This is a genomic window from Microbulbifer maximicatervae (SeqCode) (genome assembly GCF_052467065.1).
The window spans coordinates 4,385,861-4,409,669 of record NZ_CP174299.1 but is presented as its reverse complement, the minus strand read 5'-3'; the positions used below and the strand labels follow the sequence as shown (position 1 = coordinate 4,409,669).

The window sequence follows — 23,809 nt, the reverse complement described above, 5'->3', positions numbered from 1 at the left end:
AGCCAATGTCTTCATGAGCCAAAAACCTTCCACACAATCCAACATCCTTATCGTTGAAGACGATCGCGGTCTCAACGACCAACTTTGCGAAATGATCCAAAGCGCAGGATACCAGGTCAACGCTTGCTTTGATGGCAATACCGCATTGCTGGAAGCTGCCAGGCAACAACCTCAATTAGTTTTGCTCGATTTGATGCTGCCGGAAATGGACGGTATTTCTCTACTCAAAATTTTACGCAAAACCAGTCAGGTTCCGGTCATCATCCTAACTGCCAAGGGCGCTGAAGAGGAGAGAATCGCCGGTTTTCGTCACGGAGCGGATGATTATGTGGCGAAGCCATTTAACAAGACCGAACTGTTACTGAGAGTTGAGGCGCTATTGCGCCGCAGTCAACCAGCGATGATGGAGGCCGTCCACCATACAGAAATCGACAACCTGCAACTCGATTTGAATGCTCAGCAAGCATTCACCGGCGATCTTGCAATTGATTTTACCGCTACCCAGTTTAAATTGTTGTGGGAGTTAGCGGTTCACCGGGGAGAGGTATTGAGCAAAGCCTATCTCTCACAGCAAGTTCTCAACCGTACTCTGGGTGCCTATGACCGCAGTTTGGACATGCACTTGAGTCGAATCAGGCGCAAGCTGACTGGAGCAGGATGGCGTGGAGACCGATTACAAACAGTGCATGGCAGAGGGTACTGTTTGAAATGAACCGCAAACTTTTTTGGAAACTATGCCTTCTGATTACTGCGGGCATTGTCTCTCTCTTTTACCTGATCAACTCCCTGACTATTCGCACCGAGGAGCAGATGAGTATGCTGGAGGCATCTCATCGAGAGGAATTGAAAGAGTGGGGAAAGGAGGCGGAAGCGCGGTTTCTCTCCGGCAACGAGGGGGAATTGGAACAGTGGTTAAAAGAATTACAGGAGAAGGAAAACACCTGGGCCACAGTTACCCAGTATGAGTTAATCCATGTAGCTGGTGCGACGGGAAATGAACATCGTTACATCGGCTATAACCTCGGCCGGGATGTGGATTGGAAGGTCCACCTGTATTTTGAAGAAAACCCGGTGATGGAAATTCCTTTTGCAACCGAGCAAACCAGCCTCTTAGTACTTCTTCCCGATAGGATGCGCCCTGGCAGCTACTGGAAAACAACGCGACTCTTGCTGCAAATACTCCTACCAATGGGAATCTTAGCTTTAGTTTCCGTGATGCTCTATCGCCATATTATGCACCCGCTGCGCAAACTAGAGCAGGCAACACGTGAGTTTAGTCGGGGAAACTTTGATGTTCGAGTGCACCGCCAATTGGGAAATCGTGACGATGAGATTTCTGAATTAGCCAAAACTTTTGATCAAATGGCAACTCGAATAGGCGAGCAAATCGTCAACCAGCGCCAGCTAATCGCGGATCTATCTCACGAACTCAGAACTCCACTCACCCGACTGGATATTGCCATAGAGGGAGCTGGAGCAAGTCACGCTGATGATAAAAATATCCAGAGAATTCAGCGGGAGTCTGCTCATATCAGGCGCCTGGTAGATGATACGCTCACCCTTGCCTGGCTGGATAACGAACAGCCTTCTATAGGTATCGAAGACTTGGATCTGGTCGACCTTATCGATGTGATTGTCGAGGATGCCCGTTTCGAATTTCCCGATCGCACTATCTGCACTCATTTGCCAGACTCGGCTGAAATAAGACAGTCTAATCACAAGGCAGTGGGACAAGCCTTGGAAAATATCTTGCGTAACGCCATGCGCTATACTCCGAAGGGACAAGCCGTTCATGTCCTTCTGGAGGGAAATACGAAAAATAAATTTGTTATTGATATTGAAGACTCTGGCCCCGGAGTTCCTGAAGCACTACTGGACAGTATCTTTAAGCCTTTCTTCCGAGCAGATCAGTCTCGCACATCAAAATCGAAAAATTTTGGGCTGGGCCTGGCGTTGGCGCGACGCCAGCTACATAGCGTGGGCGGAACCATAGAAGCCTCCAACCGCTCTGTAGGAGGATTGTGTATGAGAGTAACTCTCCCCACTCAATCTTTGGAGCCTGCATAAGGTAACTCTCCAACACACTGATGCAACTAAATGTAACAAATGCAACACTGCTGTACTTCACAGTTGCCAATAGGAATAATTCGCATTAGCAAATAGGTAACTCTGTGAAGGACAGCCAATGGCCCGCAATATTTCCCACAATAAATACGCGTTACTCCCCTTGATGGTATCCAGTGCCCTGGCCTCTGGCATCAGCCAGGCACAGGAAGTACAAAAGCAAGAAGATAACGCTGAAGCCGCGATGGAAACTGTAGTAGTTGTCGGCGTGGCGACTGATACCGAGATCACCCCAGAAGAGCTCGATAAGCAGCAGGCAAATGATCTCAGTGATGTCTTCCGCCAGATTCCGTCCGTATCTGTTGGTGGATCGGTGGGTATTGCGCAGAAAGTCTATATCCGTGGCATGGAAGACACCCTTCTCAACGTTACCGTTGATGGTGCTCCTCAAACCAGTACCCTCTTCCACCATATTGGCCGGGTATCCATAGAGCCGGAGTTGCTGCAGAAAGTTGAAGTGCAAGCTGGCGCAGGCGAAGCTACCAGCGGTGCTGGCGCTATTGGCGGTGCTATCCGCTTTGAGACCAAAGATGCGGACGACCTACTCGATGAAGGCGAGCAGTTTGGCGCAATAGTGAAAGGCTCGTTCTTTAGCAATGATGGCGAAAAAGCCAGTGCTTCAGTTTATGGAAAAATCACTGACAACTGGGGACTGCTCGGATCATTTGTGACCGTTGATCGCGATGAGATGGAGGATGGCGACGGTGACACTATCTATGGTACTGCTGCCGAGCAGGATTTCGCCTTTATAAAATTAAGTGGCGATTTATCTGAAAATCAAAAGTTGAGCCTCAGCTTCGAACAACGGGATGAATCTGGAGAGTACGGCCAACGCCCCAACTGGCCTGCCCTTGAGGGAGATACTCTCTACCCAATGGATGCTGACCGCCAGACTTTTGTCGTGAATCACCAATTTGCTCCCAGCGCGTTGATCAATCTTGAGACTACCGTATATCACACAAAGTCAGAAGTGGAGCAGAATGTATTCGATAGATGGGGTAAGTACGGTGCCTCAGTAGAAACCCTTGGCTTTGATTTGCGTAATACCAGCAATATCGGCCAGCACACCCTCACCTACGGCATCGAAGCCCGTGAGGATGAAGTGGAAAGCCGCTACCTCTCGGAGCCTTATACCGGTATCTCTTTCCGCGAAGAAGGCCAGGTTCGCAGTGCCTACATTCAGGACCATTGGCAGGCAACAGACGAACTATTACTGAGTTTTGGTCTCCGCTACGACGAATACGAGCTGGAGCAAGTAACCCATGGCGATGAGACTGATAGCCAAGGTTTCAGCCCCAATATCGGTATGAGTTACTCTTTGACCGATGCGATCACCCTCACCCTGGGCCACGCAACAGCGATGCGCGGCAAGGAAGTTGGAGATGGGTTTACGCTGGAATCGGCAGAACTTGCACCTGACCTAGATGCAGAAACCGTCGACAATACTGAGCTGGGATTGGAATACAGCCAGGATGGACTTGAGTTAAAAGCCGCTGTCTACCGCAGTACGATCGATGACGTTATTCTCGATCAGCTCGGAGGTGGTACATACTACGAAAATGTTGGTGAGCTAGAAACCGACGGCTTTGAACTCAGTGCTTCTTACGCATGGGATAATTTAACGCTGAGCGCGGCTTTCAGTCACAATGATTCAGAGCTTAATGGGAATACCGTAGAAGCCTATGAACACAATGGCTTGGCGAATGCCCGTGGCGACACCTATAACCTGAACGCTAACTATGCAATTACACCTAAGTTAGAACTGGGCTGGAACTACACTCGTGTTGATGAGCTGAGTAATATTGAGGTTTTACACCGTGCAGTAGAACTTGGTTGGATCGATAGCACCCAAACCGTAGATAAGTCTGGTTACGATGTGCACGATCTATACTTGCACTGGGAGCCTTTGGCAGATGATCGCCTGAATGTGAATTTAGCCGTTCAAAACCTGTTTAATGAGCAGTACCGGGATCACTCCAGCGTGGCCGATTATACCAATATTCCTGGCTGGGATATTGTATCTGGAGTTTATGAGGCGGGCCGGGACGTTCGACTGTCAGTAGACTACCGCTTCTAATCTCCTTTATTTGTTTATTTACTATCAGGGCGCAATGCACTTGCATTGCGCCCTTTGTTGCCTATGAAATCCAGATACCGTTTACTGTGGATCAAGCTCCACACCTATTTTTCCTGCTTTTTTCTACCCATTGCCATTTTGTATATCGCCACGGGCGTGCTCTACCTATTTGATATAGAGGGGGGCGTCGACGAACAATTTGAGTACACAGTTTCTCTACCCAAGGGCTTACCCAGCAATGAGCAAGAGACCCTAGATACTATATCTCCGTTTGTTCAGCCCACAGAAGTATCATTGCCGGCAGATTTCTATTTGGAGGATGAGTGGATTGGCTGGTATGGCTACAAACGCCAAGTCTATTTGGAGCCTAGCCAGGATAAGCAATCAGCGATACTTCATGTAAAAGAACATGATCTATGGCATCAATTTCTGCTGATTCATAAAGGTCATGCTGGCCCCCTCTTCTGGTTCTCATCCATTATGCTTGGTGCGAGCCTGCTATTTAGCTTGATTAGTGGATTAGTGGTTGCTTTTGCGGTGCCAAAATTCAGGAAGACTTCTATACAATTTACTTCTCTCGGGCTTATTGCACTGGTAATTGCCTTTTTTATTGGGGGCTGAAGTTTCACCATTTGAGGGAGTTCTAGCTAGGGAGCCTCTGAGCAGCTATATGCATCTCTATAGCTCTTCAAGGTACACATTATGCGACTTTAAGAGCGGGTTCACGAAATTACCCAGAGCCCCTAGCTCCAGCTTAAAACTTTAAGCCAGTTGACAAATCTTATCCTCCAACTGCTGTTTAAATTGATAAAGATGGATGCCATCCAGAAAGCAGTGATTAACTTCAATATACATCGAAGTGACAAGGCGGCCCTCCTGGCGATGGTATTTACCCCAGAAAATAAAAGGTATTCCTGGATCACAACCTTCTTTCTGTACAGGCTTTACCTGTAGACCAGAGAAGTCACCCCAGGGGTAGCAGCTGATATTCAAGATATCATGGCGGCTGATGAAATTTTCTACGGGGAGGTACTCAGATTGTGCCTGTGAAAGTTCCCTTGCCTTGTGGACGAACTCTGTCAGATTCGTTTCCATTCTTGCCATAACGAGTTTGAATAACTCATTATCCCCTAAATCAGAAAATAAGGGGTGCAGTATGTCATGCTCAATGGGCTGGCCATTGACGATACGATGCCTGAAACCCGCTATTTCATTTCCCACCTGCGTGACAAGAAAAATAAGGCTGTAATAAAAAGGGAGTGTATTCTTTTTACAGAAAGATACCAGATTTGTCACATCGACTGGCTGGGTTAAGCCTATCCGAGTTGACCCTGCACTGCTCATAAAAAATTCAAAGTGGGCCTTTCTATTCCAGCGTTCGATATCAATAGGAGTCATGGACATATGAATATCGAGCCTTCAATGGATATTCATAGTTTAGGGTAGATTATAAGCAGCATCGGTGTTGCTAGTAGCTTTTATCTAGTTAGGACACCTGGAATATATTTAGAGGCATTAGCTACCATGCTGTAATCGCCATATCAAAACGCTCTTCCCTTCAGACTAATACCATTTTAGCAACGCTACCATATACCTCTTTCGCCCCTGCTAGGGCACTAAAATAGGTCCCAACAACAGACTGTGCCACCCCATAAACAGCGATCATCTGTGCATAATTTGCAAAAGTGATGTTCCTGCTTATAAGTTTTAAGAAGGATACGACTCTCTATAATAACTTCCAGTTTCTACAGCGAAATATCATCTAGATAACCAAGACTATTAACTATGACTACCAAATACGAAAATGCCGTTTTGGATGATCAAGCATCGATCGAGGATCTTAAGTCTATCAACCCGGTATGGGGAGATCTAGCTGTACGAGTCGCGGGTGAAGTATGGGGAAAGCCACTTCTAGATCAAAAAACCAAAGCACTAATCACTATCGCTATTGACCAAATGGCGCTCAAACAAGGGGCAACGTATGAAGAGATTGAGGAATTGATTGTTTTTGCCTCAATGTATACGGGCTTCAATAAAGGGGCTACCACCATGGGCGGACTGAATAAGCTTCGCCATGATCGAGGAGATATCTAATGGGGATCCCCGGACTTAAAAAAGTAGATCATATAGGATTAACCGTCCCCGATGTTGAATTGGCCGTTGAGCTCTTTAGTACACACTTTGGCTTTGAGTTGGCTTATACGTTTGGGCCATTTGCCTCAGGCGATACCTGGATGACGGATCACCTTAATGTAAATCCTCGTGCAGAGATCAAGCAAATTGCTGTTATGAATGCTAACAGCATCAATCTAGAAATATTCGAGTATGCCGACAACATAGATCGAAATAAGGGGGCATCATTTAGCATTCTATGTTGAAGATATTGATGCTGCGGTTGAATACCTCAAGAAACAGAATATAGAGGTACTCGGTGCTCCTACGGTGATGACTGAAGGGCCAACTGAAGGAGAGACCTGGGTATATTTCATGGCCCTTGGGGCAAGCTGGTTCCTATTTTGACTGACTACCGCGCATCTTCATCGGCAGAAAACCAGACTATCAATGCACTCTATTTACCTACGGATAACCTGGCTCCCAAAGTACGTGTTGTTATTGATTTCCTTAAGGAGAAATACGGTAGTCCCTGCTATTGGGATACTAAATAGAAAAGCCTTCTTGCTATGACTCGGTGGGTATCGCGTACATTGTACTGCAAACAGGTTTTGGTTACAGGCTGGGGCTCTTGCCTCGGCCTGTAACTTCTGCTTGGTATTGATCAGCCGGCTAGTCTAAATAATCTACACTCATCAAATATCGTAAGAAAAGTTAAAATTTATAACTCACCATTAATGACGTGCGTCTAGAGCTATCAGTGTCCACGATTGGGCTATTACTAATCTCATCGCCATACCAGGTTTGATATACGCCCCCCATAAGAATAAGGTTTGGGCTAATGTTGTATCCAACTTGTACGCCTAACCGGGTAATGATATCTGCATCTGCTTCATACGCTGCCCTATCTTGAGTTACTTCATTTAGGTCCACGCCATAGTAGTAATCCAACGCACTATCACTTTGCCAGCTAATAGTGAAGTCGGGTTTGATGATCCACTTTTGGTGCTTGTAAGGCAGACTATATCCAGCCGATAGACTGTATCCGTTGTGGGTATCACTAACATCTTGTGAGATGCCAATCTTCCAAAGGCCTACCGGGCTTTTATAGTTCATAGATAAGTTGGCAAGAATCGCCAGGTCAAGCTCTTCCATATCGCTGAGCTTATCACTGTCCCCTCTATCTCTATCGCCCGCCAAGTCACCGCCTATGCCAAACTTCACTCGAAGTTTATCGTCGTGGTACAGATCAGCACCCAACTCAAAACCCTGAAAGTAAAATCGCTTGTAGCGGGCTGAGATCAATGGAAATATGTTGTTTTGGTCCTCTCCATCAACGTAGATTGACTCAACGCTAAAGGTCCCAATACCTACAGAAAGTGCCGTCTCATCCTGCTTTGGCGGCTTCTGGGTAACTTCATCTGCAAAAGCTAGGCTGGATAATGCCGGACCCACCAGCGCGGTGCACATACTCAAAGTTAATGGCAGAGAACTCTTATGATTTTGATCTCGCAAACTAGACATATTGAATCCCAATTTGAACTGGTTGAAGTTCCGTTATTTCTGGAGTGGATTCTATGCCGGTAAAGGTAAACGCCAGGTAAATAAACTCATGCCCAGGCCAGGTTAACGGTTAAGTATTGTTCATTTTTGTTGTAAGAAAAGACCCATTGCTGCTGATCGGCCACTTGCTTCAGGATATGAAGGCCTAAACCAAAACCCTGCCCTTCCCCCCTGTCAAAATGCACCTGCTGTTCCGGCAGTATGGGGTTCTGAACCCGGATTCCATTTGCATCAAAATCAATATCGATAATTCCCTCAAGGGTATGCTCAAAGGCATTTCTGAGCAGATTGGTTATGGCGATATCCAATAGCACTTGTACTTGCTTCAAGTTGACCAAACTATCCGAATTGAGATGAACCTGTACATCTCGCTGACCCAAGAGGTATTTGAGCTGCTCAACTCGAGTTTGAATCATATTACTGAAATCAAATTCTGTTGATTCCAGATTTACCTTGCTTTGAGATAGCAGCAGAAGTGCCTGTGTTAGCTGGGTCATCTGTTCATAGGAGCGCTCAATCTGCTCCAGTTGAGTATCGATTGGCTTACCTTTTTTTTGCCTTACCTTCACCACATGCAAGGCACTGCCAATGGTTGCCAAGGGGGTTCTCAATTCATGGCTCGCATTCTGTAGAAATTGCTTTTCCTGCTCTTGATGATTCCATACCTGCTGTAGCGACTCTTGCAGTACTCGTCCTACACGACCAAATTCATCCTTCCTTTGCTTTAAAGATTCCGGGATCGGAGTCATCTTATGCCGACTCTTTTGCGCAAATTTCTCCAGGTCTTTTAATGGCGATATCACTTGTCTTGCAAGAATAAGAGGCACACTCAATGCTAAAGTAAGGGCTAGTAAGATACCGATAAGAACTTCAATTTCTACCTTTTTGTACTTGCTGGGTATTGCAGCTTCTTCTATTTCCAGCACGTAGTAAGTTGTCTTAAGGGCGCTTTCAGCATAAGGCATAATTGCTAAATAGTAGCGATCATCAATTAAGTCTTTGCTAAAGTGCACCCTTTTTTCTTCGCCGTCAGCTTCCTCTAACACGCGCTTTGCCGTATCTGGTAGTAAACTGTACTCATCATATGTTTGTAACTGGGCAAAAAAAGGGTCATCAATAACCCCTCCAGCCTCAATGATACGTTTTTCAGCTACAGATATCAGTGTCGCACCTAAAGCGTGCTTAACCATTTTGATTTTGGATCTCTCGACGACAACTGCACTGCACGCCACAATTGCGGCAAGAATCCAAATATAGTGAAAGAAAAATTTTCTACGAATGGAGCGATCAAAGGCTTTCATCACGCTTCCCCAGGATAACGCCCTTCCCTCTGATCGTGTGCAGAAGTGGAAAACTGAACCCCTTATCGATTCCCTGCCGCAACCGATACAGATGTACTTTGATTACGTCGGATTCGGGGGAAAGAAACTGCCATAAATGCTGTTCAATTTTTTCTTTAGTAACCAGCTTTGGACTCTGTTGCATCAAAAACACGAGCAATTCCCAACAGATTGGGGGCAGATTTATAGATTTTCCCTGCCTGGTGACTTCATGGGTCTCTAAATTTACTTCCAGGTCCTCAACTTTATACCGGGTTTGGGTAACGCGTCGTTTTATTGATAGAGACCGAATCCGCGCGACCAGCTCAAGCATTTCGAAGGGTTTAACCAGATAGTCATCCCCTCCAGATTGGAAACCGGTGATTTTATCGTCCAATTGGTCCAGCGCGGTCAGCATCAATATTGGTGTCGAGCTTCCTGCATTGCGCAACTTAGAACTCACTTCGAAACCGCTTCTACCCGGCATCATGACATCAAGTACGATTACATCGAAGTCATGCTTTAAGGCCAGCTCAGTGGCCATTATTCCATTGTCAGCGAAGTCACATCGAATATTGTACTCTTCGAGGCTCTCAATAATATTGGACGCCAGTGCGTGATTGTCTTCAGCTAAGAGTACCAATATTGGCGTTTTGTAGTCAGGCCCCATTGATCTAGTCACTCAAAAGTTCTTGATAGACCTGGAATAATAAAAGCCACTGGGTAAACGGAAAGTAAATAAGTGTAAGATTGCCCACTTACTGATCACCTATGGGAAGCTTGCCTGTGATAGCTACTGCCATATCTAAAAATGTCGGAGCCATCGCGCTTGACAAGAAATGACCCTATCAAATCTTCAGAGGCTCTTGCAAAAAGTTGCCCTCTGGCGACCCTTATTGGTACTACACCCTTCATTTGGATTGAGTTGATCCAGGTAGATCTTTCGTCGAGTTAAGAAAGCTGGGAGGAATTCGAAAATGCGTGATAGACCTAAAAAGCTCGGCTGTCACTACAAAGAGAGAGAGGTTGTACCAAGGGGGATACCTCCCCAGCACTTACTGGCTGGGGAAGTGGACGGTCTCGCCCCTTATTGGGGGCGAAGCCTAAAGTTTACAGGCAGACAATGTTTTCTGCTTGTGGGCCTTTAGCGCCCTGAGTCACGGTAAACTCTACCTTCTGGCCTTCGGCCAAGGTTTTAAAACCGCCACCGGAAATTGCGCTGAAGTGAGCAAAAACGTCGGGACCGGATTCCTGGGCGATGAAGCCAAAACCTTTCCCTTCGTCAAACCACTTAACGGTACCAGTAACTGTATTAGACATAATAGATATCCTTGATTGAACAATTGCGCTCCAATTGAATGGAGTTGTGCGGGCAAAAAGTATTATTTTAAACGAGACCGAACGAAGGATTATGACTAAAACTACGAGGTAAACTGCAATAAAAAATGGCTTTTAAACCGGCGGACGAATAGTAGCACTAGCCTGTCACCTATGTCCACTTTTGCCTAAACCTACCCTCGAAATTGGTACTCAGACCGCCGTCCACTGCCGCATAAAGGCGCGATGAACCGGAGGCACTGAGGCGATGCAGTGTGCCGATAGCCACAATGCCGATTTTGCCAAAGGATTGCTCGAGGAGATCAGCTTTCTCGCCAGCTCTGTTTTCTTAACCACGGACTCCCCTGCCTCATGCCGGGAGGTGGAGTAGCTATCGACCGCACCGTTAGCGATAGCAGATGCTGCGGCTATGGCATCAGCCATACCCAGATTCATCCCCTTTCCTCCCACTGGAGAGTGGCAATGGGCTGCGTCTCCAGCCAACAACACCCGGTGCTTTCGGTAAGTTTCTGCCTGTCGGATGGAGATTTTAAAGGCCGCTGTCCTCCGGATGTTGGCGATTTCTATCGGCAGCCTGAGGGTTGCCAGGGCATCTTCGGTTGATGATGCGATGCGAGCGCGGCGCCGTTCGATAGGGAGTACCAGGGTGAACTCACCTTCCCCGCCGTACAGGTCCAGGGCAATCTCTTCCGGATCGAAGTTTCCTCTCAAATCCACATCCGCAATTGACCACTTATTGGGCAGATCAATACCCGGGTACTGTATTTTCAGCTGCTGTCGCACGGCGGACTGTATACCGTCTGCGGCAATCACCCAGTCAAAAGAGGCGCTGGTATTGTCTGAGAAGTTGACGGCCGCCTTGTCTGGGGTGGTTGTGATGTTAGTGACTGAGACCCCGTACTCAACTACGACGCCCCTCTCGGCAAGAGTGTCCCTGAGGATTCCCTCGGTCCGGTTTTGCGGCAGCCCGAGAGGCACCCTATCGCGAAACTCATTTCCGCTGTTGTCGATATAAACCAGGGTTCTCTCATCGCGCAATATATGCATTTTCCTCAGGGGCATCGCCTCTGCAAGAAAGGGATCTGCGGCGCCCAGCTCTCGAAGGGCATCAATGGTGGCTGGCATAATGCCAACAGCGCGGGAGAGTTCAGAGGGGCTGTCTTTGCGCTCAACAATACGGCACTTCAGCCCCAGGGAGGTGAGGGCGACTGCAGCAGTCAATCCGGTCGGACCGGCACCAATTACCAGGATGTCCATCGATACAACTTGTAGCCTGAAAGCTCAACCGGTCGACACAGAATGCCTCGATCGCTACAGGGAGCTTGCTGCTGCAAGCTTAGACAAATTTCTACTGCTGTAGAGGGGCGTAATGGCCACTAAATGCGTGCACAGCCCCTCTTCTCCGGTGTCGCTACTTAAGTACTTTTATCTCTGTCGGAGGAGTCGGGGATGTCACTGTAGCCCAGTGCCGTTGCGGGCTTATCAATTGAGGCACCCTGGCGATCCAGAACACCGATATCCAGTACTGGGGAAGCATCGATATGTTGAGCATCCATCATTTGGGCAACGCGCTGTAGTGAAGCAATTATCATGCTTTGCTCCCAGTCTTTTAGATCGCCAAACTGACGAGCAAACTGGTCCTGAAGCGGGATGGGGGCATCGCGCAAAGTCTCCGCGGCCTCCTCAGTAAGGTAAGCATGCACTTTGCGCTTATCCGCCTGGGAGCGCTGGCGATAAACCAAGCCTCTCTTCTCCAGGCGGTCAAGAATATTGGTCACGGTTGCCTGGCTCAGGCTGACCTCGTTGGCCAATTCGCCGATCGTCACTTCACCCTTATTGCGAATAGCTTGTAGCAACAACACCTGCGGGGCGGTTAAGCCAGTGGTTTTAGCCAGGTGTTTGGAGTGCAGGTCCGTGGCTCTTATTACCCGCCGCAGAGCCACTAGCACTTGTTCGATACTGTTCAAAGTTACCTCTCAATCATGGAGTCAGGGTGATTGCCGGAATTATATCGCCGTACCCCTCAATCACTAAGCGCTTATAACCCGACTGCGAAACATCACCCCCACAAGAGCCTCAGGCTCCATCACAAAACTGTCCATTTTATGGTCAGGCGATCTCTCAGCCGGCATGTCCAATAGAAAATTTTATTGACCTCAAAATATTATTTTTACCTGCATATAGGCTGTATATCCCACATATCCAGGCATTTCTAGGTCAAATATTGTGACTTGATTCGCCTCAAGCATCCTGGACTTTGAATTTAATTTGTGTACGATATTTAGCGTTCAAAGCATTTTTACTAGTAACCCGGCATAAAAATGCCTCTAGAAAGCTATATTTACGCCATTTGCTCAACACTTGTGCAGGTAAATATTTAGAGGTGAAAAAATATTTAGTCGGTTGGGAAGGTTTTTTGTCTAGCTCAGAAAATATTTTGTTGCGCAGTCCATTGATTGAAGATGGGATGGCCACTTACCGATTGATCAAACGTTGCCCTCCCCTGGATACAAACTCCAGCTACTGCAACCTCCTCCACTGCAGCCATTTCGCCAACACCTCAGTCGCCGCAGAGGTTGATGGAGAGCTGCTGGGCTTTATTTCCGGGTATATCATCCCCGACCGTACAGATACCCTCTTTGTCTGGCAGGTGGCCGTCGACGAGAAAGCCCGGGGGCTTGGACTGGCCTCCCGGATGATAAGTCACATCCTTGAGCGCCCTCACTGTGGTTCGGTCAGATATATCGAGACCACGATTACAGAACACAACCTGCCGTCTTGGGCGCTCTTCCACAGTGTCGCCGATAAATTATCGGTCGATCTTCACTCCTCACCCTGGATGGACTCTCAAGCCCACTTTGATGGGCTGCACGACTCCGAAACCCTTGTCCGCATCGGGCCTTTCGCCCTCGAAGAAACACCATAAAAGAGAAAATCATGAAGATCTTTGATGAGATTGAATCAGAAGTGCAAAGCTATGCCCGCTCCTTTCCGCGAGTCTTCAATCGCGCAAAAGGCGAGCTGATGTGGGATGAGGAGGGAAATCAGTATCTGGATTTCCTGGCGGGTGCCGGCACGCTCAACTACGGGCACAACAACCCGCTGTTCAAGCAGGCACTGCAAGATTACATCGAGGCCGATGGAATTACTCACGGCCTCGACATGCACACCAGGGCCAAGGGTGAATTCCTACAGGCACTGAATGAGAAAATTCTCAAGCCGCGGAATATGGAGTACGTGGTGCAGTTTACCGGTCCGACTGGGACGAATGCGGTAGAGGCGGCGATGAAAATTGCCCGCAATGTAACCGGGCAGCAGAACATCGTCACCTTTACCAACGGTTTCCATGGCGTAAGCCTTGGCTCGCTGGCCGCCACCGGCAACTCGCATCACAGGGATGCTGCCGGTGTCAGCCTCAATGGTACGCACCGCATGCCCTTTGACGACTACCTGGGCAAAAATATCGATACCACAGAATACCTCGATAAAGTCCTCTCAGATTCCAGCAGCGGTATTAATTCTCCCGCAGCAGTGATTGTTGAGACAGTTCAAGGGGAAGGCGGTATCAATGCGGCCAGTATCGAGTGGCTAAGAAACCTTCAATCCGTCTGCAAAAAACACGGCTTACTTTTTATTGTCGATGATATCCAGGCTGGCTGCGGCCGCACGGGCAACTTTTTCAGCTTTGAAGAGGCCGGTATCGAACCCGATATCATTACGCTATCCAAATCCCTCAGTGGCTATGGGCTGCCATTTGCGCTGGTGCTAATGAAACCAGAACTGGACCAGTGGAAGCCCGGTGAGCACAACGGCACTTTCCGTGGCAACAATCTGGCTTTTGTAACTGCGAAAGCCGCTATCGATCATTACTGGTCTGACGAAAACTTCTCACGGGAGATTAAACGCAAGGGCAAATACATTTCCGAGCGTTTGAATGAAATTGTCAGCCGATATGGTGAGGGCAACTTCACCACCAAAGGCCGGGGTATGTTTCAGGGTATCGACTGCATCAGCGGCGAACTTGCAGGAAAGATCACCAAACTCGCATTCAAGCAGGGGCTGATTATTGAAACCAGCGGAGCCGATGACCAGATCGTTAAGCTCCTTTGCCCACTGATTATCACCGATCAAAACCTTAAAAAAGGGATCGACATTATTGAATCCGCTATCCGGGAAGTCTGTGCCGGAGAGCAGGATATGCCTGAGGAAAGAGTCTTTTTTGAAGCCTGCTAGACTTTAAGGGCCTCTGAAAAGGTTCACGCAAAAGATCCAACTGTGCAGGCTGCAAACTAAGAATATTGCTGACCAGCCAGACTCGAACACACAAAACAGCGAAATACCAATGATTGTCAGAAGTTTACAGGAAGCTAAAAAATCCGGCCGCCGGGTTGTTTCACCGGATAACAACTGGGAGAGCACCCGACTCCTGCTTAAAGATGATGAAATGGGTTTTTCTTTCCATATCACCACTATTTATGCCGATGCTGATTTCCAAATGCACTATCAAAACCATTTGGAAGCGGTTTACTGCATTTCCGGCAGAGGTGAAGTAGAAACTCTTGAGGATGGCAAGAAGCACCCTATCGAACCTGGAACTATCTATATTCTCGATAAGCATGACCAGCACATTTTAAGAGCCTTTGAAGAAATGACTATGGCTTGTGTATTTAACCCCCCTTTGAATGGCAAGGAAGTACACAATGCAGAGGGAGCCTACGAACTTGAGGCTGACAAGATTGATGAATAGTTAGTCAGTCATAGGGCAGTATCCATGAAGTACCTTCCAGATAGCTCAAGTGTTACCAGGGAAGATTGCTACCCCTCCCGAAAACCGGGCCTTCTGGGTGGTGCCATGGTACGCAAAGATCCAATTGTGTATGGGGACTGCCAACCCCTCTCCCCACTGACACCATCTCAACTCAAGCGCTACGTAGAGCAGGGCTTTGTTGTACTGGAGAATATATTTTCCCAGGCAGAGATTCATCTCTTTACGCAAGAGTTGGCTGAGATTAAACAACGCAGTCACACTGACAAGTCGGAAGAAATTATCACCGAGCCTGAAAGTAACGAAGTGCGCTCAGTCTTTCGTATCCACAAAAGCAGCCAAATTTTTAACCGGCTTTCCAGGGATCAGCGGCTATCAAGTATTGCGAAATGTATTTTGGGTGATGAGGTTTATATCCATCAGTCTCGCGCGAACTACAAACCTGGTTTTCGCGGGAAAGATTTTTATTGGCACTCCGATTTTGAGACATGGCATGTCGAGGACGGCATGCCCCGTATGCGGGCACTCAGCATCTCCATTACCTTAACAGAGAATCATTATTTTAATGGTCCGTTGATGCTGATTCCCAAGTCCCACCGCCATTACATTGCTTGCGATGGGGAAACACCAAAAAGGAACTACCTCAGCTCACTGAAAAAGCAAGAACTTGGTATTCCCTCAGATAGCCAATTGAGGGCTCTGGTATCCAATGGCGGCATATCAGCTATTACAGGCAAGCCCGGCAGCATTGTTGTGTTTGACTGCAATTTAATGCACGGCTCCAGCAGCAATATCAGCCCCGACCCGAGATCTAATTTGTTTTTTGTTTTTAATGCCTTGAGCAACAAGGTGGAGGCTCCGTTTTGCGACTTGCCTCCCAGGCCGGAATACATCTGTGCGAGGAAATCAATTTCTATTATCTGAAGCAAATCTCAATTCAAACCACTCACCCAGTTTTTAAAAGAAAGAAGGACCATTAAGAGACGATGCATACGATAGAAAAGATTGGCGGCACCTCTATGACGGACTACGAAGCGGTCCGGGATAATATTATCAAAGGTGACTCCAAGGGGATCTACAATCGTGTTTTTGTAGTCTCTGCCTACGGCGGTATTACTGACCTGCTTCTAGAGCACAAGAAAAGTGGTCAACCAGGTATCTATGCCCTCTTCTCCAGCAGTATTGAGGACGATAGCTGGCTGGTTAAGTTTGATGAGCTTCGAGCAGCACTGCGGCAAATCAATGAGCGCCTTTTTGGGCATGGTGATCTTCTCGCGGAAGCGAACCTGTTTTTGGATGAAAGGCTGGAGAGCGCCAAAAAATGCCTGAGAGACCTGCAAAGCCTCTGTCAGCACGGCCACTTCTCCCTCGACGCCCACTTGGGCACGGTAAGGGAGATGTTAGCCAGCCTCGGTGAGGCCCACAGTGCATGGAACACTTCGAAACTGTTGCAGCGGGATGGTGTAAATGCCTGCTTTGTCGACCTGACTGGCTGGCGCACCAACAAGCACATTCCCCTGGATGAGCGTATCCGGGATGCCTTTGCCACTATCGATTTAAGCAGACAGCTGCCTATTGTTACCGGCTATGCCCATAGCGATAAGGGTCTGCTGATCTCGTTTGATCGGGGCTATAGCGAGATGACCTTCAGTCGTCTCGCCGTACTCACCGGGGCAAAGGAGGCGGTGATTCACAAAGAGTTCCACCTGAGCAGTGCAGACCCTCGCCTGGTGGGAGAGGGAAATGCAGTACCCATTGGCCGCACCAACTACGATGTGGCCGACCAGTTGGCCAACCTGGGGATGGAAGCGATTCACCCCAAAGCCGCCAAGGGGCTGCGCCAACAAAATATCCCTCTCAGGGTGAAAAACACCTTCGAGCCCGAGCACGCCGGCACCCTGATTACTGGTGACTACATCAGCGACTCTCCACGAGTAGAAATTATTGCCGGCTGTAAAGGGGTTTACGCCCTGGAGTTGTTTGACCAGGATATGGCGGGCAGCATCCACGATTATGATCGCGAAGTGCTACTGGTGATCAAGCGCTTCAAAGCCCACATTATTTCCAAAGACACTAATGCCAATACCCTTACCCATTTCCTCTCCACCAACCTGAAAACAATTAAGCGGATTCAGGCTGCATTGGAAGAGCATTTTCCCGAAGCCGAACTGAACCAGCGCAAAGTCGCCATAGTTTCAGCCATCGGTAGCGATATGCAAATCCCCGGCGTGCTGGCCAAAGCGGTGCAGTCGATGTCCAAAAGCAATATCCGCGTGCTCGCCATGCACCAGTCCCTGCGTCATGTGGATATGCAGTTCATCGTTAACGAGCCAGACTATGACGCAGCCGTTCGGACACTACATGAGGCACTGGTAGAAATTTACAATCACGGGACGGCGATATGCCTCGCATCCTGAGCCTTTGTGCCCTGCTCTTTTTATTTGCTTCCGCCACCTCTATTTCCCAGGAAGCGGAAGAAAAGAAAAAAGACAGTGCACAACGCGAGGTCGACACCCTTGAGAAGCCCTTATACACACCCTTCGTCGAGCGCTATATGCTCGACGAAATCAAGCAGCTGCGAATCGATCAGGCTAATGCCAAGCAGGAATTGATTCAGCAAATTGTCGATCGTGAACACAACTCTGTCGATCGAGCCGTAGCCTACGCAACCGATACGGTTACCTACTTTTTCTACTTGATAGCCGCCGCCACTTCAATTTTGGTTTTAGTTGGTTGGCGGTCATTCCAGGATATTAAAGAGCGGGTGCACTCCCTGGCCGATGAGGAAATCTCAAAGCTGGTCCAGGAATACGAAAAGCGCTTGGAAGTTATAGAGAAGCAGCTTCAACAGAAAACACAGCATATTGAAGAAAACCGCGAGGAAATCGAGCTAACTCAGGAAGTACAGTCCCTGTGGCTGCGCGCCCAACAGGAATCTTCAGTGGCAAATAAAATTGCCATTTACGACGAGATTCTGCGCCTCCGTCACGAGGATGTAGAAGCCCTTACCTATAAAGCTGATGCAGTGCTGGAGCTTAATGAACCCCAGTGGGCCGCCAATCTTTGTCACCAGGCCCTGGGTATTGATCCAGATAACAGCCATGCCTTCTACCAACTAGCATGCGCCCATACTGCCATGGGTCAATTTGATGAAGCGCTGCGTTATCTGGCGGAAGCCATTAAAAGGCGGGAAAGCTACCGCGATGAAATCCTGGTTGATAGTGCCTTACAGCCTCTAGCGGAAAGTGAAGTATTTGAGGAACTCGACCAGGTTATTGCCAATACTCCCTCGCCGCAAAGTGGTGGCAAGGGGTGCTAGAAGTATTCGGATAACCTCTGAAGACCAACCCATAAAATAATACGGGATAAAAATAATAGGATTGCCGATGATCTATTCATTTCTTGGTTTTTTACTTTTGTTCACTCTGGTCGGCCTCTCTTCTGCGATGTTCAGCCGTCAAACCAAAGCCGACTATTACCTTGCCAGCAGTGGTGTCTCCCCCTGGCTGGTGGGGTTGTCTGCCGTGGCAACGAACAATAGCGGCTATATGTTTATCGGGGTTATCGGCTATACCTACACCACTGGGTTGGCCTCCATCTGGTTGATGGTGGGGTGGATTGCCGGTGATTTTCTGGCTTCCCTCTATGTACACAAGCGATTAAGGACCGCTACCAGTTCAAGTGGTGAAGTCAGCTACGCAGGTGTTCTCAGTAACTGGTACGGACAGAAGTACTCAGCCCTGCAGCGCCTGATCGGCATCATTTCCCTGCTGTTTTTACTAACTTATGCCTCTGCCCAAATGGTTGCCGGCAGCAAAGCCCTGCACGTACTGCTGGATTGGCCCCTGTGGTCCGGTGCTGTAGTTGGAGCTGTGCTTGTATGCCTCTACTGTTTAGCTGGCGGCATCCGCGCGTCCATTTGGACTGATGCGGCCCAATCCATCGTTATGATGGGGGCTATGGCAGCACTTCTAGCCGTCGCCCTTGCCAACTTGGGCGGCATCACCAGTGCGGCGATACAAATGCAGGCTATTGAAGGTTTTACCCATTGGTTTCCCGAAGGGCTCGCCTTTGCGGGCTGGGGCGGGGTGATACTATTTGTGATCAGTTGGGGGTTTGCCGGATTGTCTGTGATTGGACAACCCCACGTTATGGTTCGATTTATGACCCTAAGGGATTCCAGCAAGATGAACCGGGCAAGGGCTTGGTACTATCTGTGGTTTATCCTTTTCTATTGTATGGCCACCGGGGTCGGCCTGCTATCCAGAGTGTTTATTGCCGACACAGGGAGCTTTGATGCGGAGCTTGCTCTTCCCACCATGGCTATGGATTTGTTGCCCCCTGTTTTTGTTGGGCTGATCCTGGCTGGTATCTTTGCCGCAACCATGTCCACCGCAGACTCCCTGCTTCTCAGCTGCTCCGCAGCCATTACCCACGATATTCTTCCGCACAAGATTGAAAAAACCTGGTTTCTCAAGCTTGTCACAGTTGCGATAACCGGCGGCGCATTGCTGTTGGCGCTCGCCAACAGCCAAAGTGTGTTCAGCCTGGTTATTTTCGCTTGGTCGGGACTTGCCAGCGCATTTGGCCCCCTACTCCTGGTATTGTGTTTTGGGGGTAAGCCATCCCAGGCAACCGCTATCGCAGCAGTGATTATCGGCTTTACAGCAGCGATTACCTGGCGGCTACTGGGGTATCACGGCGTGATCTATGAGGGATTGCCGGGTATTGCAGCTGGGTTAGCAGTGCTATATCTGGCCAGCCTGAACCGCCAAACCTCCACTTTACGCGAGGCAAACAGTTAAATTCACTCAAAGTAATTCTGGGGAGGTAGAACCTCCCCACCTGCGGACCTTCACCAGCTACCCCCCCCAAAAGCGACAAATTCTATCTCCTGCCGCCCGAAGCCCCCGCCTTTCGGGTACCTGACTTGACCTCGAGATAGCCGGATTGGGCAAAATTTATACAGTGCTTTTTATAGAGTTCAAATGAGATTTTTGGCCCAACCCAGCCCACTTTTAACCCTTGAAAATACGGATTAACTCTGTAGTCGCTGAAAAATAAATCCTCCTACGAATCCACCAGCTTTGTTGCATTGAGTGCTAACAATTAGAGTTCAAATTAAAAATATGTTACATTTTGTGTCATATCGCTCGATAAACGACTATCGAGCCCGGGCTGGAATCTGACGATTAGGGACAAATGTCTTCGTCAGACCGGCCCTTTTTTATGATGACTGGACCTTCACGAACGGCCCATTGCGCCCTTCGAGTCCATCGCCAACGAACAACCGACTGACCCTCTGTTAAAGCAGTATGGAGAGACAGATGTCACTGGACAAACAACGGAATTTTGTAGACGGCCGCTACCTGTCGAATGAGAGCGGCGAGTGCTTTGATGTATATAACCCGGCGACCAACGAAGTCAGCTATCAGGTTGAGGTTGCCGACGAAAAGGTACTGGCAGAGACCATCGAGAGCGCCAAGCGCGGTTTTGCCCAGTGGTCAGCGATGATGCCGATCGAGCGCAGTCGCATCCTGCTGAAAGCAGTAGCACTGTTGCGCGAGCGCAACGACGAACTGGCAGCTATCGAAGTGGCTGATACCGGCAAGCCCTGGCAGGAAGCCAGTGTTGTGGACGTAGTGACTGGGGCCGACTCCATCGAATTCTTTGCCGGCCTGGCTGCAGGCATTGAAGGCAATCAGCAGCAAGTCGGTGAGGACTTCTACTACACCCGCCGCGAGCCCCTGGGCATCTGCGCCGGAATCGGTGCCTGGAACTACCCCTTACAAATCGCTTGCTGGAAAGCCGCCCCGGCCCTGGCCTGCGGTAACGCCATGATCTTCAAGCCTTCCGAAGAAACCCCCAAAGGTGCTTTGAAGTTGGCTGAAACCTTTATTGAAGCGGGCATGCCCCCGGGTGTTTTCAACGTAATCCAAGGTGATGGCGCCGTGGGTGCCTGGCTGACTAACCACCCGGATATTGCCAAGGTTTCCTTTACCGGCGAAGTGGGTACCGGCAAGAAAGTGATGGCCGCAGCGGCTTCCAACCTGAAAGAAGTTACCATGGAGCTGGGTGGCAAGTCCCCACTGGTGATCTTTGATGATGCCGACCTGGAGCAAGCCGTTTCTGCTGCCATGCTGGGCAACTTCTACACCCAGGGCGAAATCTGCACCAACGGTACCCGGGTATTTGTACACCGCAGCATCCACGATCAGTTCCTCGCTCGTCTGAAAGAGCGTGTTGAGCAAAATATTATTGCCGGTGATCCGATGAATCCGGACACCAATTTTGGCGCCCTGATTTCTGCCAAGCATCAGCAACTGGTAATGGACTACATCAGCAAGGGTAAAGAGGAAGGCGCGACCCTGTTCTGCGGCGGTCACACCCTTTCACCAGAGAATTCACCTAACGGTTACTTCGTTGCTCCCACCGTATTCACCGACTGTCATGACGATATGACCATCTGCCGCGAAGAGATCTTCGGCCCGGTAATGTCGGTACTGGTCTTTGATGATGAAGACGAAGTGATCCGCCGCGCTAACGATACCCGATTGGGCCTCGCCGCCGGCGTATTTACCCGTGATATCACTCGCGCCCACCGTGTGATCCACCAGATGCAAGCGGGTATCTGCTGGATTAATGCCTACGGCGCTTCCCCGGCAGAAATGCCGGTGGGCGGATACAAGTTATCCGGAATCGGACGCGAAAATGGACTTGCGACCCTGAACCACTACACCCAGCTAAAAGCGGTGTATGTGGGCCTGGCACCACTGGAAAGTCCATTTTAAGCGGTACCCTGTATGAGTGAGTTTGACTACATCATTGTCGGCGCCGGCTCTGCCGGTTGCGTTCTGGCTAACCGCCTGTCTGCCCAGGAAGATAAAAAAGTCCTCCTGGTAGAGACCGGAGGTAGCGATCGCAGCATCTTTATCCAGATGCCCACCGCACTATCTATTCCCATGAATACCGACAAGTACGCCTGGCAGTTTATGACCGAGCCAGAGCCGTACCTGGACAACCGCAGCATGCATTGCCCCAGAGGCAAGGTGCTCGGGGGTTCATCCTCGATTAACGGGATGGTGTACGTGCGCGGGCACGCCAAAGACTTTGATGAGTGGGCACAGCACGGCGCCGAAGGCTGGGACTACGCCCACTGCCTGCCCTACTTTAAACGCTCTGAGACCTGGGCTTTTGGCGGTGACGATTACCGTGGCGACGAAGGTCCACTAGGGGTCAACAACGGCAACGAAATGGCCAACCCCCTTTATGGAGTCTTTATCGAAGCCGGTAAAGAAGCTGGCTACGACTACACCGCAGATTACAACGGTGAGCAGCAAGAGGGCTTTGGCCCCATGCATATGACGGTAAAAGATGGAAAGCGTTGGTCTACCGCCAACGCCTACCTGAAACCGGCCATGCAGCGCCCCAATTTGACGGTATTGACCCACGCCACTGTGCATAAGGTGATTCTGGAAGGTAAACGGGCAGTCGGAATCAAACTTGAACGCAAGGGAAAGATCCTGGAATTAAAGGCGCGGCAGGAGGTCATCCTCAGCGCAGGTCCCATCGGCTCCCCTCACCTTCTTCAGCTCTCCGGAATCGGAGACCCCGACACACTGGCAGAAGCCGGTATCGAACTCCAACACGAACTCCCCGGCGTTGGCCAAAACTTGCAGGACCACCTGGAGTTCTATTTCCAGTTCCGCTGCAACCAACCGATTTCCCTGAATGGCAAGCTCGATCCGTGGAATAAATTCCTGATCGGCGCTCGTTGGATACTGAAGAAGGATGGTCTCGGAGCCACCAACCATTTCGAGTCCTGCGGTTTTATTCGCTCCAAAGAAAATGTGGAGTGGCCGGACCTGCAATATCACTTCCTGCCAGCAGCCATGCGCTATGACGGCCGCGAAGCTTTCGACGGCCACGGCTTCCAGGTGCATATCGGGCACAACAAGCCCAAGAGTCGCGGCAGGGTCAAAGTGGTGAGCAGTGATCCCAAGCAATCCCCTTCAATCCTGTTCAACTATTTGCAGGAGAAAGAGGACATCGAGGGTTTCCGTGCTTGTGTGCGACTGACTCGCGAGATTATCAATCAGCCAGCTTTCGACGAATACCGAGGCGATGAAATCCAGCCTGGCACCGATATCCAGACTGATGAACAAATTGACGCTTTCGTACGGGGATCCGTCGAGAGTGCTTACCACCCGTCCTGCTCCTGCAAGATGGGCACTGATGCAATGGCAGTGGTAGACCCGGAAACCCGTGTACACGGTTTGCAGGGCTTGAGAGTTGTAGATTCCTCCATCTTTCCGACCATTCCCAACGGCAACCTGAATGCGCCCACCATTATGGTGGCGGAGCGGGCTGCTGACCTGATTTTAGGGCGCCCTGTATTGGCGCCCTCCGAGGCACCGGTAGCAACCAAGGCTACCAGCACTCAGCGACCTGGCCGCCCTGCGCGCTCAGTGAGCTGAATTTACGTCGGCGCTCTGGCAGAGATTTGACTGC

The 23,809-nt window shown here is 49.4% G+C and carries 24 protein-coding genes; 17 read left to right on the top strand and 7 right to left on the bottom strand.

The features are described 5' to 3' along the window. The first annotated feature begins 13 nt into the window (after nt 1–13). The 4 genes from ACJJI1_RS19505 to ACJJI1_RS19490 all read left to right on the top strand — a co-directional run bounded on the left by ACJJI1_RS19505 (nt 14) and on the right by ACJJI1_RS19490 (nt 4,822). Nucleotides 14–712, top strand: coding sequence for a response regulator transcription factor (locus ACJJI1_RS19505; RefSeq protein WP_444927800.1), 699 nt, complete (start codon nt 14–16; stop codon nt 710–712). Then, nucleotides 709–2,067: a sensor histidine kinase gene (locus ACJJI1_RS19500; RefSeq protein ID WP_444913058.1), complete on the top strand. Its 1,359-nt coding sequence runs from the start codon at nt 709–711 to the stop codon at nt 2,065–2,067. The genes ACJJI1_RS19505 and ACJJI1_RS19500 overlap by 4 nt, the downstream gene beginning before the upstream one ends. A gap of 118 nt (nt 2,068–2,185) precedes the next feature. Beyond that, entirely contained in the window at nt 2,186–4,201 is a 2,016-nt protein-coding gene (locus ACJJI1_RS19495; protein WP_444913057.1) for a TonB-dependent receptor, read from the top strand. Between the two features lie 63 nt (nt 4,202–4,264). Beyond that, nucleotides 4,265–4,822 carry a PepSY-associated transmembrane domain-containing protein gene (locus tag ACJJI1_RS19490; protein ID WP_413665787.1) on the top strand — a complete coding sequence of 186 codons (558 nt, stop codon included), beginning with the start codon at nt 4,265–4,267 and terminating at the stop codon, nt 4,820–4,822. A 141-nt stretch (nt 4,823–4,963) separates the two neighbouring features. Here the strand turns inward: ACJJI1_RS19490 and ACJJI1_RS19485 are convergent, their stop codons facing one another. Continuing rightward, entirely contained in the window at nt 4,964–5,605 is a 642-nt protein-coding gene (locus ACJJI1_RS19485; protein WP_444957704.1) for a CatA-like O-acetyltransferase, read from the bottom strand. A 381-nt stretch (nt 5,606–5,986) separates the two neighbouring features. On the opposite strand from ACJJI1_RS19485, the gene ACJJI1_RS19480 reads away from it, so the two are divergent. The 4 genes from ACJJI1_RS19480 to ACJJI1_RS19465 are packed head-to-tail and all read left to right on the top strand — an operon-like array spanning nt 5,987 to nt 6,867. Continuing rightward, the gene (locus tag ACJJI1_RS19480; RefSeq protein WP_444957703.1) at nt 5,987–6,295 is read left to right on the top strand and encodes a carboxymuconolactone decarboxylase family protein; all 309 of its coding nucleotides are present in this window, start codon (nt 5,987–5,989) and stop codon (nt 6,293–6,295) included. Then, nucleotides 6,295–6,579, top strand: a complete 285-nt coding sequence (locus tag ACJJI1_RS19475) for a VOC family protein (RefSeq protein WP_444957702.1) — start codon at nt 6,295–6,297, stop codon at nt 6,577–6,579. The genes ACJJI1_RS19480 and ACJJI1_RS19475 overlap by 1 nt, the downstream gene beginning before the upstream one ends. Then, nucleotides 6,542–6,721 carry a VOC family protein gene (locus tag ACJJI1_RS19470; RefSeq protein ID WP_444959401.1) on the top strand — a complete coding sequence of 60 codons (180 nt, stop codon included), beginning with the start codon at nt 6,542–6,544 and terminating at the stop codon, nt 6,719–6,721. Before ACJJI1_RS19475 ends, ACJJI1_RS19470 begins: the two co-directional genes overlap by 38 nt. After that, nucleotides 6,718–6,867 carry a hypothetical protein gene (locus ACJJI1_RS19465; RefSeq protein WP_444957701.1) on the top strand — a complete coding sequence of 50 codons (150 nt, stop codon included), beginning with the start codon at nt 6,718–6,720 and terminating at the stop codon, nt 6,865–6,867. Before ACJJI1_RS19470 ends, ACJJI1_RS19465 begins: the two co-directional genes overlap by 4 nt. Before the next feature lie 160 nt (nt 6,868–7,027). Here ACJJI1_RS19465 and ACJJI1_RS19460 read toward each other — a convergent pair whose 3' ends face one another. The 6 genes from ACJJI1_RS19460 to ACJJI1_RS19435 all read right to left on the bottom strand — a co-directional run bounded on the left by ACJJI1_RS19460 (nt 7,028) and on the right by ACJJI1_RS19435 (nt 12,500). After that, the gene (locus ACJJI1_RS19460) at nt 7,028–7,837 is read right to left on the bottom strand and encodes a MipA/OmpV family protein (RefSeq protein ID WP_444957700.1); all 810 of its coding nucleotides are present in this window, start codon (nt 7,835–7,837) and stop codon (nt 7,028–7,030) included. 86 nt (nt 7,838–7,923) lie between these two features. Beyond that, a complete protein-coding gene (locus ACJJI1_RS19455; RefSeq protein ID WP_444957699.1) occupies nt 7,924–9,177 on the bottom strand; it encodes a sensor histidine kinase in 1,254 nt (417 codons plus the stop codon). Further along, nucleotides 9,164–9,877, bottom strand: a complete 714-nt coding sequence (locus ACJJI1_RS19450; protein WP_444957698.1) for a response regulator transcription factor — start codon at nt 9,875–9,877, stop codon at nt 9,164–9,166. The genes ACJJI1_RS19455 and ACJJI1_RS19450 overlap by 14 nt, the downstream gene beginning before the upstream one ends. Nucleotides 9,878–10,305: 428 nt before the next feature. Next, on the bottom strand, nt 10,306–10,515 hold the full coding sequence (locus ACJJI1_RS19445; protein WP_108733254.1) for a cold-shock protein: 210 nt from the start codon (nt 10,513–10,515) through the stop codon (nt 10,306–10,308). Nucleotides 10,516–10,725: 210 nt separating this feature from the next. Beyond that, nucleotides 10,726–11,790, bottom strand: a complete 1,065-nt coding sequence (locus ACJJI1_RS19440) for an FAD-dependent oxidoreductase (protein ID WP_444927791.1) — start codon at nt 11,788–11,790, stop codon at nt 10,726–10,728. Between the two features lie 158 nt (nt 11,791–11,948). Next, a complete protein-coding gene (locus ACJJI1_RS19435) occupies nt 11,949–12,500 on the bottom strand; it encodes a MarR family winged helix-turn-helix transcriptional regulator (protein WP_444957697.1) in 552 nt (183 codons plus the stop codon). A gap of 449 nt (nt 12,501–12,949) precedes the next feature. Between ACJJI1_RS19435 and ectA the strand changes: the two genes are divergently transcribed. From ectA to betA, 9 genes are all read left to right on the top strand, one after another. Beyond that, nucleotides 12,950–13,459 carry a diaminobutyrate acetyltransferase gene (ectA, locus tag ACJJI1_RS19430; protein WP_444941768.1) on the top strand — a complete coding sequence of 170 codons (510 nt, stop codon included), beginning with the start codon at nt 12,950–12,952 and terminating at the stop codon, nt 13,457–13,459. Between the two features lie 11 nt (nt 13,460–13,470). Further along, nucleotides 13,471–14,766 carry a diaminobutyrate--2-oxoglutarate transaminase gene (gene ectB, locus ACJJI1_RS19425; RefSeq protein ID WP_444957696.1) on the top strand — a complete coding sequence of 432 codons (1,296 nt, stop codon included), beginning with the start codon at nt 13,471–13,473 and terminating at the stop codon, nt 14,764–14,766. A 109-nt stretch (nt 14,767–14,875) separates the two neighbouring features. Then, nucleotides 14,876–15,280: an ectoine synthase gene (locus tag ACJJI1_RS19420; RefSeq protein ID WP_444957695.1), complete on the top strand. Its 405-nt coding sequence runs from the start codon at nt 14,876–14,878 to the stop codon at nt 15,278–15,280. A gap of 24 nt (nt 15,281–15,304) precedes the next feature. Continuing rightward, nucleotides 15,305–16,222 (top strand): ectoine hydroxylase, encoded by a 918-nt coding sequence (thpD, locus tag ACJJI1_RS19415; RefSeq protein WP_444957694.1) that lies wholly within the window; start codon nt 15,305–15,307, stop codon nt 16,220–16,222. Between the two features lie 62 nt (nt 16,223–16,284). Further along, on the top strand, nt 16,285–17,715 hold the full coding sequence (locus ACJJI1_RS19410) for an aspartate kinase (protein WP_282932784.1): 1,431 nt from the start codon (nt 16,285–16,287) through the stop codon (nt 17,713–17,715). Continuing rightward, nucleotides 17,700–18,617 (top strand): TPR end-of-group domain-containing protein, encoded by a 918-nt coding sequence (locus ACJJI1_RS19405; protein WP_444957693.1) that lies wholly within the window; start codon nt 17,700–17,702, stop codon nt 18,615–18,617. The genes ACJJI1_RS19410 and ACJJI1_RS19405 overlap by 16 nt, the downstream gene beginning before the upstream one ends. Before the next feature lie 67 nt (nt 18,618–18,684). Next, nucleotides 18,685–20,103 (top strand): sodium/proline symporter, encoded by a 1,419-nt coding sequence (locus ACJJI1_RS19400; RefSeq protein ID WP_444957692.1) that lies wholly within the window; start codon nt 18,685–18,687, stop codon nt 20,101–20,103. A gap of 522 nt (nt 20,104–20,625) precedes the next feature. Continuing rightward, nucleotides 20,626–22,089: a betaine-aldehyde dehydrogenase gene (gene betB / locus ACJJI1_RS19395; RefSeq protein ID WP_444957691.1), complete on the top strand. Its 1,464-nt coding sequence runs from the start codon at nt 20,626–20,628 to the stop codon at nt 22,087–22,089. Between the two features lie 12 nt (nt 22,090–22,101). Continuing rightward, nucleotides 22,102–23,775 (top strand): choline dehydrogenase, encoded by a 1,674-nt coding sequence (gene betA, locus ACJJI1_RS19390; RefSeq protein WP_444957690.1) that lies wholly within the window; start codon nt 22,102–22,104, stop codon nt 23,773–23,775. Nucleotides 23,776–23,809 lie beyond the last annotated feature (34 nt).

What these genes read in the sequence shown, in the direction of transcription:
- ACJJI1_RS19505 (WP_444927800.1), top strand. Translation starts at nt 14, where the DNA reads ATGAGCCAAAAACCTTCCACACAATCCAACATCCTTATCGTTGAAGAC.
- ACJJI1_RS19500 (WP_444913058.1), top strand. Translation starts at nt 709, where the DNA reads ATGAACCGCAAACTTTTTTGGAAACTATGCCTTCTGATTACTGCGGGC.
- ACJJI1_RS19495 (WP_444913057.1), top strand. Translation starts at nt 2,186, where the DNA reads ATGGCCCGCAATATTTCCCACAATAAATACGCGTTACTCCCCTTGATG.
- ACJJI1_RS19490 (WP_413665787.1), top strand. Translation starts at nt 4,265, where the DNA reads ATGAAATCCAGATACCGTTTACTGTGGATCAAGCTCCACACCTATTTT.
- ACJJI1_RS19485 (WP_444957704.1), bottom strand. Translation starts at nt 5,605, where the DNA reads ATGTCCATGACTCCTATTGATATCGAACGCTGGAATAGAAAGGCCCAC.
- ACJJI1_RS19480 (WP_444957703.1), top strand. Translation starts at nt 5,987, where the DNA reads ATGACTACCAAATACGAAAATGCCGTTTTGGATGATCAAGCATCGATC.
- ACJJI1_RS19475 (WP_444957702.1), top strand. Translation starts at nt 6,295, where the DNA reads ATGGGGATCCCCGGACTTAAAAAAGTAGATCATATAGGATTAACCGTC.
- ACJJI1_RS19460 (WP_444957700.1), bottom strand. Translation starts at nt 7,837, where the DNA reads ATGTCTAGTTTGCGAGATCAAAATCATAAGAGTTCTCTGCCATTAACT.
- ACJJI1_RS19455 (WP_444957699.1), bottom strand. Translation starts at nt 9,177, where the DNA reads ATGAAAGCCTTTGATCGCTCCATTCGTAGAAAATTTTTCTTTCACTAT.
- ACJJI1_RS19445 (WP_108733254.1), bottom strand. Translation starts at nt 10,515, where the DNA reads ATGTCTAATACAGTTACTGGTACCGTTAAGTGGTTTGACGAAGGGAAA.
- ACJJI1_RS19440 (WP_444927791.1), bottom strand. Translation starts at nt 11,790, where the DNA reads ATGGACATCCTGGTAATTGGTGCCGGTCCGACCGGATTGACTGCTGCA.
- ectB (WP_444957696.1), top strand. Translation starts at nt 13,471, where the DNA reads ATGAAGATCTTTGATGAGATTGAATCAGAAGTGCAAAGCTATGCCCGC.
- ACJJI1_RS19420 (WP_444957695.1), top strand. Translation starts at nt 14,876, where the DNA reads ATGATTGTCAGAAGTTTACAGGAAGCTAAAAAATCCGGCCGCCGGGTT.
- thpD (WP_444957694.1), top strand. Translation starts at nt 15,305, where the DNA reads ATGAAGTACCTTCCAGATAGCTCAAGTGTTACCAGGGAAGATTGCTAC.
- ACJJI1_RS19410 (WP_282932784.1), top strand. Translation starts at nt 16,285, where the DNA reads ATGCATACGATAGAAAAGATTGGCGGCACCTCTATGACGGACTACGAA.
- ACJJI1_RS19405 (WP_444957693.1), top strand. Translation starts at nt 17,700, where the DNA reads ATGCCTCGCATCCTGAGCCTTTGTGCCCTGCTCTTTTTATTTGCTTCC.
- ACJJI1_RS19400 (WP_444957692.1), top strand. Translation starts at nt 18,685, where the DNA reads ATGATCTATTCATTTCTTGGTTTTTTACTTTTGTTCACTCTGGTCGGC.
- betB (WP_444957691.1), top strand. Translation starts at nt 20,626, where the DNA reads ATGTCACTGGACAAACAACGGAATTTTGTAGACGGCCGCTACCTGTCG.
- betA (WP_444957690.1), top strand. Translation starts at nt 22,102, where the DNA reads ATGAGTGAGTTTGACTACATCATTGTCGGCGCCGGCTCTGCCGGTTGC.